Consider the following 15,575-nt stretch of genomic DNA (forward strand, 5'->3'; position numbering starts at 1 on the left):
TTTTTCCAAATCTCAATTTTAGAGTAATTCCCCGAAAGATATTCTTTGATCATTTCTTCCCGCTCAGCCCAACTCAGAGATCCTATGCCCCTTGTTCTTTTTTCTTTTTGTCGTTTCATTGTAGTTTACTTTGTGTAAACTTAATTCAGGACAAGTCACTGGGGTACAAAATACATCATCAACCAAGATCCAATCAGTCCCAAAAGCATGACAATTTTTATTTAGGGTTTTAATTAGTCCCAAAGGGACGACCAATTTATAGCCCAGGGTTTTAACCCTGGGTTAATAGAATCCATCGCCTTCAATCTCTGGCGCAGAGCCATAGTGAGAATTCATAGTCTTCGCCAGAGGTGGAAATGAGATTCCCGATTGAAAAATATCGATGAAAGAACACCTATGTATTCGGCGTATTCATTAATCAAGATTCAATCGGTCCCATAACAACTACAATTCTGAATCTAGCAGAGCCTAAACTCCCCCTTTGAATTCGTATTCAAATTTGGAAATGAATGTTTGAAAAAGGGGGCAAGGGGGATTTTTATTCTGGGGTAAAAAACACATCATCAACCAAGATCCAATCTGACCCAACGCATGACTATTTTGTAGCCTAGGGTTTCAATCACTCCCAAAGGGACGACCAATTAATAGCCCAGGGTTTTAACCCTGGGTAAAATAATATCCGAAATCTTCAGTCTCTGGCGCAGAGCCATAGTGAAAATTCATAGTCTTCGCCAGAGGTGGAAATGAGATTCCCGATTGAAAAATATCGATGAAATAACACCTATGTATTCGGCGTATTCATTAATCAAGATTCAATCGGTCCCATAACAACTACAATTCTGAATCTAGCAGAACCTAAACTCCCCCTTTGAATTCGTATTCAAATTTGGAATTGAATGTTTGAAAAAGGGGGCAAGGGGGATTTTTATTCTGAGCTAAAATATGCACCATCTACCAAGATCCAATCAGTCCCAAAGGACGACCAATTAATAGCCCAGGGTTTTAACCCTGCAATCAAAAGTAAAAGGGATTAAAAAATTTTATAAAAAGTCCCTTTAATATTTTCTTAAGAAAAGTAGTGCTTGAAAAGTTGCTTAATCACCCTGACATAAAGGTATATAGTGGATCTCAGAAATATATACCCTATACAGGGTATTTTTCATTGTAAAAGACATAAAGTTCTCCACATAATTGTGTTTTTAAAAGGTTTGTTATGGATATTCTACCTTTATCTAACAGAATTAAACTAATAATTCTCAAAATTCTCGGTACCTTTTTACCTTTCTATCACAAAATTCCAACAAGCATTTGCCAAAGACTTCGATCACAATAGTTAGCTGGACGAAGTAACCAACAACCAACATCTACTTCCGACGTATTGATCAAAATTCTAACAGGATTTACATTTTTATCACTTCTCCTCATTCTTTTTGGGATGAATCGAGGCTTTGACTTTTCGGATGAAGGACTTTATGTACTGCTGGCAGATCCTAATCAGCAGAATCTTGGCGGTATTTTCAATTATGATTTTTTCTTTAAGTTGATTCACCTAGCAACAGGCCTGGAATTTGGAATTGTAGGTTTACGCGCACTTCGCTTGCTGGGCTACTTTTTAGCTGCTTTTGGCTTAGTTGTTTTTTGGAAAAACATCTATCCAACCCAAAAACTTACAATCCCTGTTTTTATACTCTCGCTTGCAGGTTTATTTGCGGGCTACGGGTTTCTGCCGCCAAGCTTATCCTACAACTCGATATCAGTAGTTGCCGCATGCTTATGGCTAGCGATAGTTTCCAAGAAAGAGATTAAATCATTCGATTGGGTTCTTTTAAGCTTGGTATTCCTATCCTTGTTTTACTCCAAGATCACCGTATGCCTTACTTTGGGTCTGTTGACTTTTACGTATTTCTTTCTGAAAAAATCCTACACTATACTAAAGGCTCTGCTCTTTATATCGCCATTCTTAATATTCGAGTGGCTATTTTATATTCTCTTTCAAGAAAATGCCTTGACCAGAATGATCGGGGAATATGGGTTTCTCCAACAGCGAGAGGACTACGGCCTAGCACTTCTACTTAAATACACAGCGGTAGGAGGATTCTGGACACTCTTAGCAGGAATTCTTTTTTTTGTAGCAGCCAAAGTCAAAAAGCTTGATTACAAATTCTATAGCTACGTCCTGATCTTAGCCTTGATCTCAGTGATCTTGGTGTTTTACTTCACCTTTATCACTTCTGGATGGAGCCATATTGTTCTTTTGATCACATTCGCTGGGATTTGTTGGCAACTCGGGCAATCGAATAGGAAGGACTTCAATACGCAAGAGTTATTTTTCATAGCAGTTTTACTGTTGATTCCTTTTCTACTTCATTTTGGAAGTAATGTGTACTGGATGAGATTAGGGATTCATTACTGGGTTTTCTGGCTTCTGGCCTTTGCAATGTTGATTCACAAAAAGCCCCACCTTTACCAAAATTCCTCTTATACTTTTGCCTCCTTTACCTCCCTAGTTTTGGTTACCTTCGGTATATGGATAACGCCCTATGAAGGATCGTATCTTTGGGATGCTACTGAAAAATGGGAATACAAGCCTGGAAAATTTGTTTACTTATCTCTACCTCAGAATGAATTTCTCAGCATGCTTGATTCTGAAATACAGAAATCAAATCCCTCCAAAATCATCTCGGTATACCGTAATCCAGGTTTGCTCTATATGTTGGGTGATAATCCCCTGTATTCCCCAGGTTATTGGAAACCTTCACAGGCAAAAATGTTTTTGAAAACAGGATCAGAATTGGATATGATACTTTTTAATGAATTGGAAGATTTCCCCTTTGAGCCTTCGGACTGGGCTGTTCAAAAGCAGTTGATTCAACCCAAGGGAGAAAAATTACTAATTCTATGGAGAAAGTAAGCGCTACCCAATTTGTTCGGATTTGGGCAACTCTGGGGCTGCTGGCCTTAATCCTAATTTGGTTTCTCCCTTGGCGATTCCAAACCAATGACGATGAAATCATGATGTGGCTGGTCTCCGGAGCCTACACCGGTACCCCAGAATCTTTTGCTGTCTTTATTCACCCAATCCTTAGCTGGGTTTTCGCCAAGCTCTATACACTCTTTCCCGAAATTCCCTGGTATCCGCTTACCTGGTTCGGAGCAATGTATATGAGCTATATTATTTCGCTTGAATTGATATGGAAAAGAAAGTCTGATCAGATCCAACGCCATTGTTGGTCTCTGTTTCTATTTGCTTTTTTAATCCATTTCACATTTTTTCTCCAATTTTCAATTGTTGCAGCCTTTTTAGCATCAGCAGGTTTACTCGCAAGAATTTTAAAAACCCAAGGTTTGAAATTCCAAGTGAAACTTTACTGGACTGACTTGCTAATCGTTCTTGGTTTCTTAATTCGCTATGAGGTTCCTTTTCTGATTTTAGCGGGTTTGCTAAGTTTAAATTTTATCCTCCGACAGAAAAGAGTTTTCACTGCGGCATTAATTCCTATTTTGTTTCTATGTATATCTGTGGGTTTCACTCAGCTGTGGATTCATCAACAGGGATTGGGTGAATTTCAAAAGTTGAATACCCTAAGGTCTCAAGTGTTTGACCATCCAGTGCTACAATTGATGAAGGATGGTTTCAAAAATGAAGACCCAAACCTATATTTCTTTGCGAATGGATTAATAGACTTCCAGAGAGACGAGCTTAGTGTTGAGAAAATGGAGACATGGAAAGTTAGTTTAGATCAAGCTAGGTTTCCCTTATATCAACCAACATGGATAATTCAGTCTTTTCGGACTTTTCTCGAACACGAACGGTTTTTCATTGCCTTGATTTCATTCTTCCTCATTTTCGGCACTTTTATTTTTCGAACAAAAGTGATTTACTTAGCACTGACGCTATTCTTTATCGCTTTAGTTCTTTCCCCTTTTTACCTGCTTAAAGTTCAGATCTATGCGATTCTATTTCTTACACTTATTTCTGCCTGCTTTTTACTCCCCGAAAAATCATTTCTTTCAAATACGAAAATTATTTATCCAATTTCAATCATCTTGATACTATTACTAGGTGTTCATTTCACGTCCTTTTTTAAGAGTAAGGCAAATCTTGTATCCTCCCGTTCTCTAGACGAGAATTTACTTAACCTAAGGAATGATGGCTATGAGAGAATCTATTTGATAGGTGCGGGATCAATCCTTAGAGAGTATAGATTTGCAAAGAATATCCCATTCAAATTATTAGGATGGCCTACTTTTCTAGAAGGAAGTCAATTTACTGATTCTAATAAAACCGCATATTTAATAGATAATAATACTTATTCTACTTTTTCTGCCTATTTCAAAAAGCATGAAGAGCAACAGATCTTAATGGACGACTATATTCTTTTGGATTTAAAATGAAAGAATTTTTCATATTTAGACAGCGTTCGATATTTAACCTAATCATAGTTTCCATTTTCGGAATCACGAATTATTTTTTGATTAGATATATTCCTTCTATTGATATTAAAGATCATAATTTATTTCTAATCGATTATTTGGAAGCTGGGCTTTTCCCAATTCCACCTGGCTATTACTTTTTAGTTTATATCCTTGATTTTATTTTTCATTTCAAATACCCCTTTGTCGTTAGTTCATTTCTAGTTCTAACATTTTTCCTTTGGTGGAAATACCATCTGGTTTATAATTGGTTGGAAAAAGACTTAGCCTTTAACTCGATTACTCTATTTTTCCTAGCAGCAAGCTTCCTATTTCTCAGCCCAGTATTTATCCCGGTAATTGATGGTGATTTCTGGTATTTGGGAAAGTTCGCGCAGACCATCTGGCATAATTCCACTCTTATTGCCTCCTTTCCCTTTTGTATCCTTCTCTTCAAAAGAAGCTTTAACTGGTTTGAATCACGAAGCAATAAAGATTATTTCCAACTTTTCGTATATGGTTTAGCAATTCTCCTGATCAAGCCTAGCTTCTTGTTTTGTTATGTCCCTGCATTGCCTGTTTATGTTTTTTTGAGGGAAAAAGGAATTTCAGCTCTTGTTTGGAAATCTCTGGGACTGAGTGTCTTACTTTTCTTTTTGATACTTGTGGAGAAATTTCTAATCTTTTCCTGGGATCCTATGATCCAAGAACTGTATTCCGCAGGTGAGGTGTCTGAGGTGGTGATTAATCCTTTTTTAGTGTGGCTTCACTTTTCAGATCAACCTGTTTTCGACTTTGTTTCAAGCATTCCCATGATTATGATGTTCTTGATTCTTTGGGGCAAACGGGCATTTGATTCATCTTACTTCTATTTCTCACTTATTTCCCTCTTTTTTGCGCTAATGATTTATGCGGTTTTTGCAGAGTCTGGATTTCGGGAACTGCATGGGAATTTCTACTGGCAAATACCTATAGCACTATTTTTAACGCATTTGAGTATCCTGATTACTTTAGCTAAAGAATATGTGAATAAGGATAGGAGAGCATCAAGTCGAGTAATTGTTATGATCCTCATTTATCTTGTCCAAGTAAGCTTTGGTATTGCTTATTGGCTAAGAATCTTTACTGGACTTACCTTAAGTTGACCATCCTCTTCTAGTAGATGATGAGTAGGTAGTAGCATTTTAATTTCATAATAAGGCAAAATATATCGAATAGGACGGTTTTCTGAATTTCTTATGGGAAGTTGATCTAATGCATAATCTTTCAGAATCTGCCTGTCTATTAGGATCAATGCTTGGTCTAGTTCAAGCAATTTTTCTTGAGTTGAATTACTTATGGCTATCATCTCAGAATTGACACGGTAATTAATGATTTTCTCACATAAGGGGAGAATCAGGATAAAGGAAATGACTCCAATCACCACTAGACTTTTTGAAATTACCTTCTGATAGCCAGTGGCCAGCATGCTGAGGTTTATAAATAAAACCATGGGGCTGTACATCCTGAACTCCACCCAGTCATAATTTTTGTATAAAACCATCGTAAACAAAAAGATAACTCCGAAAATCACCAACCCAACTTGAGTCACTCTATCTTTTCTGAATACAATCAATGCAAGAAGAACAGAAAGAAGCATCCAGATCTTCTGGACTGTGTAAAATTTCCCTTCCGTATAAGTCATAGCGAAGTAAATATTTCTCTTCACGTTGAAAAAAAGCGAATTCATCACCTCAGTATATTTTTGAGCTTGAATCAGCTCACCAACTCCCGAGAAGGTGTTTGGCACCTGCTCATGAACAGAGATTTGTACTCCATAGGAGATTCCTAGTGCAAGCAGTATTAGTCCAAATCCTAGTTTCCAGTTGATTTTTTCGGGAAAAACCATCAAACCCACCAGTCCAAAAAACCAAGTACTTCGAATCAAACCTAATACAAAGATCAAAGAAATCAACAGCAAAAAATCCTGCCTATTTTGGCTCTTATGATATCTTTTAAATTGAAGGAAAAGCAAAATACCCCCTGCAATTTGAATCAACTCGGGTAAAAAGCTAAAAGAGTAAAATAACGTAATAGGAGATCCTAAGATTAAAACGACTTGTAAGAATTTAACCCGCAAACTTGTTTCTTTTTGTAAGACTAAAAGAACTATTGCACCTATTACAAAGGAGAAATTGACCAGGGGAATCAGTGGGCCATACCATCCTGTCAGCTTGGCGATAAAACCATAAAGCAACGGGTATCCAGGCCCATGTGCATCCACGCCCCAAAGTCTCGAACCAAAGCCACTATAGGTAAACGGAGCCTTAAAACTTAGGGATTTTGCAAAACTTTCAGCGTTCTTAAAATAGAAAAATTCATCTCCGTAGTAAGGCGAATAGCTAAAGTCTATAAAGGAGAAAAAATAAAGGTAAATCCCGCAAACCCCCAGAATCAACAATAATAGAAAATGGGAAGCTTGGATCTTGCGTGGTTTCATTCTATACAGTTAGCGAAATCAGCCGAAATGCACTTCTCTCTGCCTAATACCTAAAGATTGAGAATTTAAAATCATTCTCCAATCCAAAAGTTCTGTCGAGATGTATTAAAGAAGCTTCTAAGAATTTATTTGCTTTTATCCTTAGTGGGATTAAATTTGTCTAACTGAGTCAAAAAATTACTCGGTCAGCTAGTTCCCAAAAGTGGGAGTGACCGAGCAGCGCTGTTAAAAGTTATTGGTTCTTAGTTGTTCTTCAACAGTCTTTCCCTTAAAGTTCGAAAAGAGTTGTTGGTTTTATGATTTCCAATTGGCTCTGACATACTCAGTGAAATTGTGAATTTTGCCGCCGAGTAGATCATAGTCTTTCGCTAATTCTTCAGCTTCTAAAGATAGTTGCGGATACAACGCTACTATTTTCTCCAAATGGCTTATCGTTTCTAATCCACTGGCCTCAGAATAAACTAGAAATTTGATTAAATCATTCTTGTAGGTTCTTCTTCCATATCCCTCTACAACATTAGTGTTAACAGAATTTGAGGACCTTCTTAGTTGACTGCCCAATTCGAATAATTCATAATTAGGGAGTTTCATGGAAAAACGATGGGTGTTGATAAACAGGTTGAAGCTGATTTTATATATGTCCAAGTCTCTGTAGCTGCTCATAGCGAATATGGTTAAGGTTATGAATTTAATTTTTAATTATTCAGACTATTAAGTTAATAACTCCCTAGCCAACAACCAACAACCCAGAACCAACAACCCAGAACCAACAACCCACAACCAACAACCCACAACCCACAGTTGCTCGAATCCCTAGTCACTTCCAAAACCCGCATCAAACTTCTCCTGAAGTTCTTTTCCCATGCCAATTCAGGTTACCTGCGTGCACTGGCCAAGGAGTTTGATGAGTCCACCAATTCCGTCAGAGTCGAACTGAATCGCCTGACAGAAGCTGGCTTGCTCGTCTCCGAAGAAGATGGGAAAACAAAGCTTTATAAGGCCAACCAGGACCATCCTTTTTTTACCGAAATCACAAACATGGTTTCCAAATTCCTTGGTCTAGATGACCTTATGGAGCGAATAGTAAAGAGAATGGGAGACGTAGATAAAGCATACATCATAGGAGATTATGCCAAAGGCATAGACTCAGGTACCGTTCATATGATTCTCATCGGTAAAGAGCTAGATACCAAGTACCTAGATTTCATAAGAGAAAAAACCTACGAAAAAGTCCATCGCAAAGTAGAAGTATCCATCCTTGCCACCGACCCAGGAGATATTCATGGAATTCTGGTTTACGGAAAGTAGATTAGAGATCCCGATAGCTATCGGGAGAAACCAGAGACTAGAGACTAGAGACTAGAGACTAGAGACAACCAACAACCAACAACCCACAACCCACCCAATTGCTCTCCATAATCTCCCCAGTTTACCGAGCTGAACTAGTTCTCCCCGAACTGATCTCCAGAATCAAATCAGTCCTAGCTGAGTTGACCACAGATTTTGAAATAATCCTAGTGGACGACTATAGCCCTGATAATTCCTGGAATGAAATCGAAAGACTAGCCAGCATGCACCCGGAGATCAGAGGCATCAAGCTAAGCCGGAACTTCGGGCAACACTACGCCATCACAGCAGGGCTGGATGCAGCAGTAGGAGACTGGATAGTGGTGATGGACTGTGACTTGCAGGATAGACCAGAGGAGATTCCAAATTTGCTTGCCAAGGCCCAAGAAGGTTTTGATGTGGTGCTAGCTAGAAGAGTAAATAGGCAAGATGGATTGCTAAAAAGACTCTCCTCAAAAATCTTCTACCGTACCCTCGCTTGGCTTACAGGTTCCAAACAAGACGAGAGCATTGCCAACTTTGGGATTTATCACCGCAAAGTGATTCAGGAAATCGTAGGCATGAGAGAAAGCATCCGCTATTTCCCCACCATGGTCAAATGGGTAGGCTTCAGACAAACTACCCTCGATGTAGTGCATGCTGAAAGAGAAAAAGGGAGTAGCACTTATAATTTCAAGAAACTCTTCAATCTAGCGCTGGATATTATGCTGGCTTATTCCGATAAACCAATTCGATTAACCGTCAAACTTGGACTTCTCATAGCGCTAACCGGCTTTGTGTTTGCGCTTTTCACACTTTACAAGTACCTGGATGGAGATATTATAGTTGCAGGCTACGCCAGCGTAATTATCTCGCTCTGGATGCTCACGGGCTTTCTACTTGTCACCCTCGGCATGGTGGGGCTATACATCGGCAAAACCTTCGAAGGAGTCAAGCAGCGTCCGATTTATATTGTGGAGAAAAAAGTAGGGTAAGAGATTAGAGATTAGAGATTAGAGATTAGAGATTAGAGAATAGAGATTAGAGAATAGAGATTAGAGAATAGAGACATCGAACAACCAACAACCAACAACCAACACCCCACACCCGACATCGGACATCGGACAACCCACAACCAACACCCCACAACCAACAACCAACAACCAACACCTAAAACCTTGATCACTCCTCTTCCCTTCGACACCCATCTTTTCAACTACCCTGTAGGTAAAATATCAATCAACACGAGTTGGAACGAAGAGGACTTTTTAATTGCAGCAAAGGAATTTCAACTGATTTATCTCTTTTCAGAATCTCCGGTAGCATTTAATAATTCTTCTTTCCAATTGGTCGATATCAAAATGATCTATGAGAAGCATATTAATGCCCCGGCAGAGATACCCGAAATAAAGCATTTTAAGAGTCCTTTAAGTAAGGAATTGCAGGACTTGGCTTTTGAAAGCGGAGTCTATTCCCGATACAAACTTGATACACGCTTGAATCAGGAGGAATTCGAAAAACTATATAGAATTTGGATACAGAAAGCCTGGGAATCCAACTCAGTTCTAGAAGCCCCAGATCTACAAGGAATGGTAACCTACAGCGTAGCTGATAAAGCAGCTAAAGTAGGACTGATAGCAGTTTCTAAGGAGAGTCAGGGAAAAGGATGGGGGAAGAAGCTGATGAAATTCGCAGAAGCAAAAGCATTCGCCCTGGGAGCAGAAACTATAGAAGTCAGCACCCAAGAAGCAAACATCCCAGCCTGCAGACTTTACGAATCCCTAGGTTATAAATTGGCTGAAAAGACGTTTGTTTATCATTGGTATAGCGATAAATAGTTCTCGAACACTAATCAAAAAAATACTCGGTTGTTAGTTGTGTGTTGTTAGTTTCATCCAAACAAACTCCTGCCCACAGTAGCGAAACCAACACCTGACATCGGACATCGGACACCCAACACCCAACACCCAACAACCAACAACTAACAACCCAGAACCAACAACCCAGAACCAACAACCCAGAACCAACAACCAACACCCAACAACCACCAATCCTTGACCCCTAACAAAGACAACATCAAAATTATCCAACCCACCTCAGGCTGGCAGCTGATTGACTTCAAAGAACTCTGGCGCTACAAGGATCTCCTATATTTCCTGACGCTGCGAGGGATCAAAGCGCGCTATGCTCAATCCGTTTTGGGAGTAGCCTGGGCGATTATTCAACCACTTTTCACCACCCTAGTATTTACTGTAGTATTTGGAAACTTAGCTAATGTTGATTCCGATGGAATTCCCTATGCCTTATTTTCCTACCTCGCACTTTGGCCTTGGAATTACTTCTCAGGAACGCTCACTGAGTCAGCGAACTCCCTAATCCAAAATGCCAATATGATCACCAAGGTCTATTTTCCAAGAATGGTCTTGCCGCTTTCATCGATTCTTTCCAAACTCCTAGATTTTCTAATTGCCTTTGTGGTGGTGGTAGGAATGATGTTTTACTATCAGATCTTGCCTGGATGGGGACTGCTTGTACTTCCATTACTGATCATCCAACTCCTCATGTGTAGCCTAGGCGTGGGAATGATGCTTTCAGCCATGGCGGTGAAATACAGAGATGTCAAACATGCCTTGAGCTTCGTGGTTCAGCTATTACTTTATGCCGCACCAGTAGTATATAGTACCACAGCTGTACCAGAGCAATACCAAAAGTTCTACGTGCTCAACCCAATGGTAGGCGTAATCGAAGGTTTCCGAGCAGCTTTTCTTGATCGTCCCATGCCATGGGAATGGATCTGGCCCGGCACCATCGTCGCTCTAGTCCTTTTCGTCTTCGGCATGATGTACTTCCGGAGGATGGAGAGGATCTTTGCCGACGTTGCTTAACCTCACCCCCGTCCCCTCTCCTAAAGAGAGAGGGGAGCGAGTCACGAAAAAAGGTCGATAAATTGAAATGTTTCTTATTCGCTATTAAAAAACTGTAGTTTCGATAGTGCCAGTTATCACTTTAGAGGTCGAAGTAAAGGCTCCTTGCACAGCACCAATTATTGAGGTAATCTATGCATCATAACGCCTCACCAGAAATATTTAGAAGAGCTAAGGAGCTTCGAAATCGTTTGACTCCCTCAGAGAGTGTGCTATGGGAAAGAATAAGGTCGAATAGACTGAATAATCTTCATTTCAGAAGACAACATCCGGTTTTCAAATATATTCTCGATTTTTATTGTCATCAATATCGCTTTGGTATTGAACTGGACGGAGAAATACACGATCAACTTGATCAAAAAGTAAAGGATTTAGCTAGAGAAGAAGATTTGAAAGCTTTAGGAATACATATAGTAAGATTTAAAAACCGATTCGTAATCCAAGAAACAGACGAAGTACTTAAACAGATTTTGATGGAAATTGAAAATATTAAGAATTCACATAATCTTTGAAATTATCAATCAGTTAACCCGTAAATCTAGAGCTCAAATGTCTGAAAAATCATTTCACCATTTAAGACTTGTAGGAGCAAATTTTAGTAGTGCGCCAGATCTCCCCTTTAGGGGTTAGGGGGTAGAACGGATCTTTGCCGACGTTGCATAGCGCTTTGAGTCTAATTTAAAATATAAAATTTTTGAATTTAAAATTGCTTTCCCATCCATTTCTATTTTACATTCCTGACATGGCTCTAATTTTAAATTCTCAATTCTTTCCATTTTAAATTCCCTATTCTTTCCATTTTAAATTCTCAATTCCTTTCATTTTAAATTTTGGATTTGCTTTCTAATTTCAACCGAGTAAATTTATTACTCAGTCTTCCCCCAGCCTCTAAAGGGGAGTAAGTCGGTTAATAACTCATTATAAACTGTGAGCGAAGGGGCGAAGCTGTGACAGCAAAGTTTGTAAGTGGTAAAAGGTAAGTGGTAAGAAGTAGGAGGTAAGTGGTAAACAGTAAGTGGTAAGAAGTGAAAAGTAGGAGTCCGAAAACCAACAACCAATAATTAAGAACTCCCGATAGCTATCGGGACAACCTGCACTCTACACCAACTCCATACCGCGATAGCTATCGGGAAGAGTTCGGAGGCAGCACGAGACTCCGATCATTTTAAATTTTAAATTCTTCCATTTTAAATTCCATACCGCCACCACTCCTGACCCTCCATTTTAAATTTTAAATTGCCTTAATTTTAAATTTGTTATTTAACTCCTTCACCTTTCTTCTCTTCCTACCTATAGTATTCCTACTCTATTGGTTTGTATTTAAGAAAAGTCTGAAGCTTCAAAATGCCTTTCTACTCCTTGCCAGTTATGTGTTCTACGGCTGGTGGGACTGGAGATTCCTAGGCCTCATCATTGCTAGTTCCGCAGTGGATTACTTTTGTGGACTGAAAATGGGTGACCTTTCGATTTCATCCAACACCGGGCATCGGGCATCGGACAACACCATCAACCAAGAACCAACAACCAACAACCAACTCTCCTGGCTCAATGGTCGTAATCTATACCTCACCATCTCTCTACTCTTCAACCTAGGCCTCCTCGCTTTCTTCAAGTACTTTAACTTCTTTATAGAATCCGCAGCAGACTTGATAGCAACGATTGGATTCCAACCTCATCTTAGCACACTAAACATAATCCTTCCGGTAGGAATCAGCTTCTACACCTTCCAAACCCTGAGCTACTCCATAGATGTCTATCGTGGCAACTTAAAGCCTACCAAAGATCCAATCGCCTTCTTCACCTTCGTGGCATTCTTCCCACAACTGGTAGCTGGCCCCATCGAACGGGCATCCAACCTGCTTCCCCAGTTTTTCACAAAACGAAAATTCGAATACCAACAAGGCTCAGACGGGATGAAACTCATTCTCTGGGGACTCTTCAAAAAGATGGTGATTGCGGACAACTGCGCCTTGGTCGTTAACCCAATCTTCGAGAACTACCAAACTGCTTCTGGACTAGAATTGATCATGGGAGCAATTCTCTTCGCTTTCCAGATTTATGGAGACTTCTCAGGATATTCTGATATCGCGATAGGAGTAGCCAAACTCTTCGGCTTTGATCTGATGACCAACTTCCGAACTCCCTATTTCAGTCGGGATATCGCTGAGTTCTGGCGTAGATGGCATATTTCACTTTCTACCTGGTTTCGGGATTATGTATATATCCCTCTGGGAGGCAGCCGAGTGAGCAAAGTCAAAGCCATCCGAAATATCTTTATAGTATTTCTAGTCTCAGGCTTCTGGCATGGAGCCAACTGGACTTTTATCGCTTGGGGCGGGATTCATGCTGCTTTGTTTATCCCTATTTTCTTGGTGGGAAAGAATAGGGCTCATTTGCACGAGGGTGATCATCTTCTACCTTCGGTAAAAGAGCTCTTTCAAATGCTGTTAACATTCGCTTTGGTTTGTATCGCTTGGGTGTTTTTCAGGGCTGATACAGTAGGGGATGCTTGGGGTTATTTGAGTAGGGTATTTGTAAATCCTTTACTTCCAAAGAATTTTGTTTGGTTAGGTTATGATATACGAATAGCCCTAATATTATTTCTTGGATTGGAATGGGTAGGTAGATACCAGTTTAACTGGCTAGCACGGCTAGAAGGAAAATGGTTTCGATACCCAGCTTACATTACCACAGGATTTCTGATTGTTTTCTGGGGAGTGTTTACTGAGGTAAAAGAGTTTATATACTTTCAGTTTTGATGAATAGATTTTTATTTAAGCTATTTGTCCTATCGAGTTTGTTTGCATGTATCTGCTTTGGCATTGATCAGCTCATTGAAAATGGAATTAAAACTTCTTCTTATCGTGAAATAAGTAAGTGGAATGAAGTAATTGAAGGTGGAATTAATGCAGATAGATTGATTGTAGGTTCTTCTAGGGCATTAGTTCAATTTGACCCAAAGATTATCGAAGAGAAAACTGGTCAATCTTGCTACAATCTAGGTATAGACGGAAGCACGTATCCTGCACAAAGAAAGATCGTAGAGCTTTATCTTGAAAAAAATAAAAAACCCAAGATTATAGAATGGTCTATCGATTTTACAACATTTGAAAACGTAGAAGGCATCTATCGATTTGAACAGTTTATTCCTTTTTTGCATGAACCTAAGATCAAAGAGATTCTTGCAATGAATCAGAATATGGATCTAAGTTATCTGAATATTCCAATTGCCAGATTCGATAACAATAGGACAATTAAATACAAAGGATTATTAAGTAAGACTCGATTCAAACATACTTATCCATTGTTATATAAGGGATATAGAGAGTCAGAGAAATCGTGGAATGTTCCTGAAAATCAAATTGAGAAATTAATAGGAGAGACCTCTTTTGAAATTGATATGAAAATGTTTGATGACTTTATTGACTTTGTCACATCATTGCAAACTCAAGGTATAGAGATTAGGTGGGTCATTTCTCCATATTTTAGTTCAACAGAATTACTATTTACGAATAAAAAAAGTATTCGAAATATGCTTAATAAACACGCAGATCAATTAAATATTGAATTTTTGGATTATTCATTTGATAAAATTTCTGATCAACAGAATTTGTTTTACAATGGAACTCATATGAATAAGAAGGGTGTAAGCGTCTTTATGATTCAATTATATTCATTCGAGAATAAGATGTTGGACTGAGTCTTTTTAATTAATATTTCAATTTTTGATTATGATAGAATATGGGTATAGTTAATTTTTCAATTCCAAAAGACTTAGTTTTAAAAATTCTCGATTTTAAGGAAATTGATAATTTCATCGAAACAGGCACATACAAAGGTGCAACCTCATTTTGGGCTGCGCAGCATTTTAAGAAAGTTTACACTATTGAAATTAACGAAGAGATATCTAAGGAGACTGCGTCAAAGGTTGATTGTCCGAAAAACATAGAATTCCTAATTGGAAACAGCAAAGATGTATTACCAGAGCTAGTTGACAACAAATTATCAGGAACCTGTTTCTTTTGGTTGGATGGACATTGGTGTATGGGGGCTGGAGGAAAAGAAGAGGAATGCCCTCTAATAGATGAACTTGAGGCTATAAAATTAATTCAAAACGCAATCATCTTTATTGATGATGCAAGATGCTTTTTAGGCCCTCTTCCTCCTCCACACGATTCTAGTCATTGGCCAAGAATTGACCAGATATTTATTAAAATTTCTCAATTGTTTCCTGACCACAGATTTACTATTCAAGATGATGTGATTATGGTTATACCCTTAGAATATATGGCTGTATTAGATGAAGATTGGAAAAGTAAATTTCAGGTTCGATTTTCTACTAAAAAGAAGTTGAGTTTTTTGGGGAGAATAACTAAGAAAATTAAATCCTTATGAAGGGACTTATAATTAGTGCTCTTAAGAAATTTGGGTAT

At 38.8% G+C, this 15,575-nt stretch carries 13 protein-coding genes; 11 read left to right on the plus strand and 2 right to left on the minus strand.

Features of this window, described 5'->3' with window-relative positions:
* Nucleotides 1-1,378 precede the first annotated feature (1,378 nt).
* The 3 genes from BVH02_RS20445 to BVH02_RS20455 are packed head-to-tail and all read left to right on the plus strand — an operon-like array spanning nucleotide 1,379 to nucleotide 5,558.
* Nucleotides 1,379-2,911, plus strand: a complete 1,533-nt coding sequence (locus BVH02_RS20445) for a hypothetical protein (protein ID WP_143244268.1) — start codon at nucleotides 1,379-1,381, stop codon at nucleotides 2,909-2,911.
* Complete coding sequence (locus tag BVH02_RS20450) at nucleotides 2,899-4,395, plus strand: hypothetical protein (protein ID WP_086503331.1); 1,497 nt, start codon at nucleotides 2,899-2,901, stop codon at nucleotides 4,393-4,395. Before BVH02_RS20445 ends, BVH02_RS20450 begins: the two co-directional genes overlap by 13 nt.
* The gene (locus tag BVH02_RS20455; RefSeq protein WP_086503332.1) at nucleotides 4,392-5,558 is read left to right on the plus strand and encodes a hypothetical protein; all 1,167 of its coding nucleotides are present in this window, start codon (nucleotides 4,392-4,394) and stop codon (nucleotides 5,556-5,558) included. The genes BVH02_RS20450 and BVH02_RS20455 overlap by 4 nt, the downstream gene beginning before the upstream one ends.
* On the opposite strand, the gene BVH02_RS20460 is transcribed toward BVH02_RS20455, so the two are convergent.
* Nucleotides 5,519-6,892: a hypothetical protein gene (locus tag BVH02_RS20460; RefSeq protein ID WP_086503333.1), complete on the minus strand. Its 1,374-nt coding sequence runs from the start codon at nucleotides 6,890-6,892 to the stop codon at nucleotides 5,519-5,521. The genes BVH02_RS20455 and BVH02_RS20460 overlap by 40 nt on opposite strands.
* Nucleotides 6,893-7,186: 294 nt before the next feature.
* The gene (locus BVH02_RS20465; RefSeq protein ID WP_086503334.1) at nucleotides 7,187-7,555 is read right to left on the minus strand and encodes a four helix bundle protein; all 369 of its coding nucleotides are present in this window, start codon (nucleotides 7,553-7,555) and stop codon (nucleotides 7,187-7,189) included.
* A gap of 138 nt (nucleotides 7,556-7,693) precedes the next feature.
* On the opposite strand from BVH02_RS20465, the gene BVH02_RS20470 reads away from it, so the two are divergent.
* The 8 genes from BVH02_RS20470 to BVH02_RS20515 all read left to right on the plus strand — a co-directional run bounded on the left by BVH02_RS20470 (nucleotide 7,694) and on the right by BVH02_RS20515 (nucleotide 15,537).
* The gene (locus tag BVH02_RS20470) at nucleotides 7,694-8,200 is read left to right on the plus strand and encodes a winged helix-turn-helix domain-containing protein (RefSeq protein WP_086503335.1); all 507 of its coding nucleotides are present in this window, start codon (nucleotides 7,694-7,696) and stop codon (nucleotides 8,198-8,200) included.
* Nucleotides 8,201-8,298: 98 nt separating this feature from the next.
* The gene (locus BVH02_RS20475; protein ID WP_086503336.1) at nucleotides 8,299-9,213 is read left to right on the plus strand and encodes a glycosyltransferase family 2 protein; all 915 of its coding nucleotides are present in this window, start codon (nucleotides 8,299-8,301) and stop codon (nucleotides 9,211-9,213) included.
* Nucleotides 9,214-9,396: 183 nt separating this feature from the next.
* Complete coding sequence (locus BVH02_RS20485) at nucleotides 9,397-10,056, plus strand: GNAT family N-acetyltransferase (protein WP_143244269.1); 660 nt, start codon at nucleotides 9,397-9,399, stop codon at nucleotides 10,054-10,056.
* 216 nt (nucleotides 10,057-10,272) lie between these two features.
* Nucleotides 10,273-11,103, plus strand: a complete 831-nt coding sequence (locus BVH02_RS20495) for an ABC transporter permease (protein ID WP_086503340.1) — start codon at nucleotides 10,273-10,275, stop codon at nucleotides 11,101-11,103.
* Nucleotides 11,104-11,276: 173 nt separating this feature from the next.
* A complete protein-coding gene (locus BVH02_RS20500) occupies nucleotides 11,277-11,654 on the plus strand; it encodes an endonuclease domain-containing protein (RefSeq protein ID WP_086503341.1) in 378 nt (125 codons plus the stop codon).
* Nucleotides 11,655-12,395: 741 nt separating this feature from the next.
* Nucleotides 12,396-13,901 carry an MBOAT family O-acyltransferase gene (locus BVH02_RS20505; protein ID WP_086503342.1) on the plus strand — a complete coding sequence of 502 codons (1,506 nt, stop codon included), beginning with the start codon at nucleotides 12,396-12,398 and terminating at the stop codon, nucleotides 13,899-13,901.
* The gene (locus BVH02_RS20510) at nucleotides 13,901-14,842 is read left to right on the plus strand and encodes a hypothetical protein (RefSeq protein WP_086503343.1); all 942 of its coding nucleotides are present in this window, start codon (nucleotides 13,901-13,903) and stop codon (nucleotides 14,840-14,842) included. Before BVH02_RS20505 ends, BVH02_RS20510 begins: the two co-directional genes overlap by 1 nt.
* A 41-nt stretch (nucleotides 14,843-14,883) precedes the next feature.
* On the plus strand, nucleotides 14,884-15,537 hold the full coding sequence (locus tag BVH02_RS20515; RefSeq protein ID WP_086503344.1) for an SAM-dependent methyltransferase: 654 nt from the start codon (nucleotides 14,884-14,886) through the stop codon (nucleotides 15,535-15,537).
* The last annotated feature ends 38 nt before the right edge of the window (nucleotides 15,538-15,575 follow it).

Origin of the sequence: Algoriphagus ratkowskyi (assembly GCF_002150505.1) — a bacterium.
GTDB lineage: Bacteria > Bacteroidota > Bacteroidia > Cytophagales > Cyclobacteriaceae > Algoriphagus > Algoriphagus ratkowskyi.

Excerpts from the sequence above, each read along its gene's own strand:
- BVH02_RS20450 (WP_086503331.1), top strand. The coding sequence starts at position 2,899 with ATGGAGAAAGTAAGCGCTACCCAATTTGTTCGGATTTGGGCAACTCTG.
- BVH02_RS20455 (WP_086503332.1), top strand. The coding sequence starts at position 4,392 with ATGAAAGAATTTTTCATATTTAGACAGCGTTCGATATTTAACCTAATC.
- BVH02_RS20460 (WP_086503333.1), bottom strand. The coding sequence starts at position 6,892 with ATGAAACCACGCAAGATCCAAGCTTCCCATTTTCTATTATTGTTGATT.
- BVH02_RS20465 (WP_086503334.1), bottom strand. The coding sequence starts at position 7,555 with ATGAGCAGCTACAGAGACTTGGACATATATAAAATCAGCTTCAACCTG.
- BVH02_RS20500 (WP_086503341.1), top strand. The coding sequence starts at position 11,277 with ATGCATCATAACGCCTCACCAGAAATATTTAGAAGAGCTAAGGAGCTT.
- BVH02_RS20510 (WP_086503343.1), top strand. The coding sequence starts at position 13,901 with ATGAATAGATTTTTATTTAAGCTATTTGTCCTATCGAGTTTGTTTGCA.
- BVH02_RS20515 (WP_086503344.1), top strand. The coding sequence starts at position 14,884 with ATGGGTATAGTTAATTTTTCAATTCCAAAAGACTTAGTTTTAAAAATT.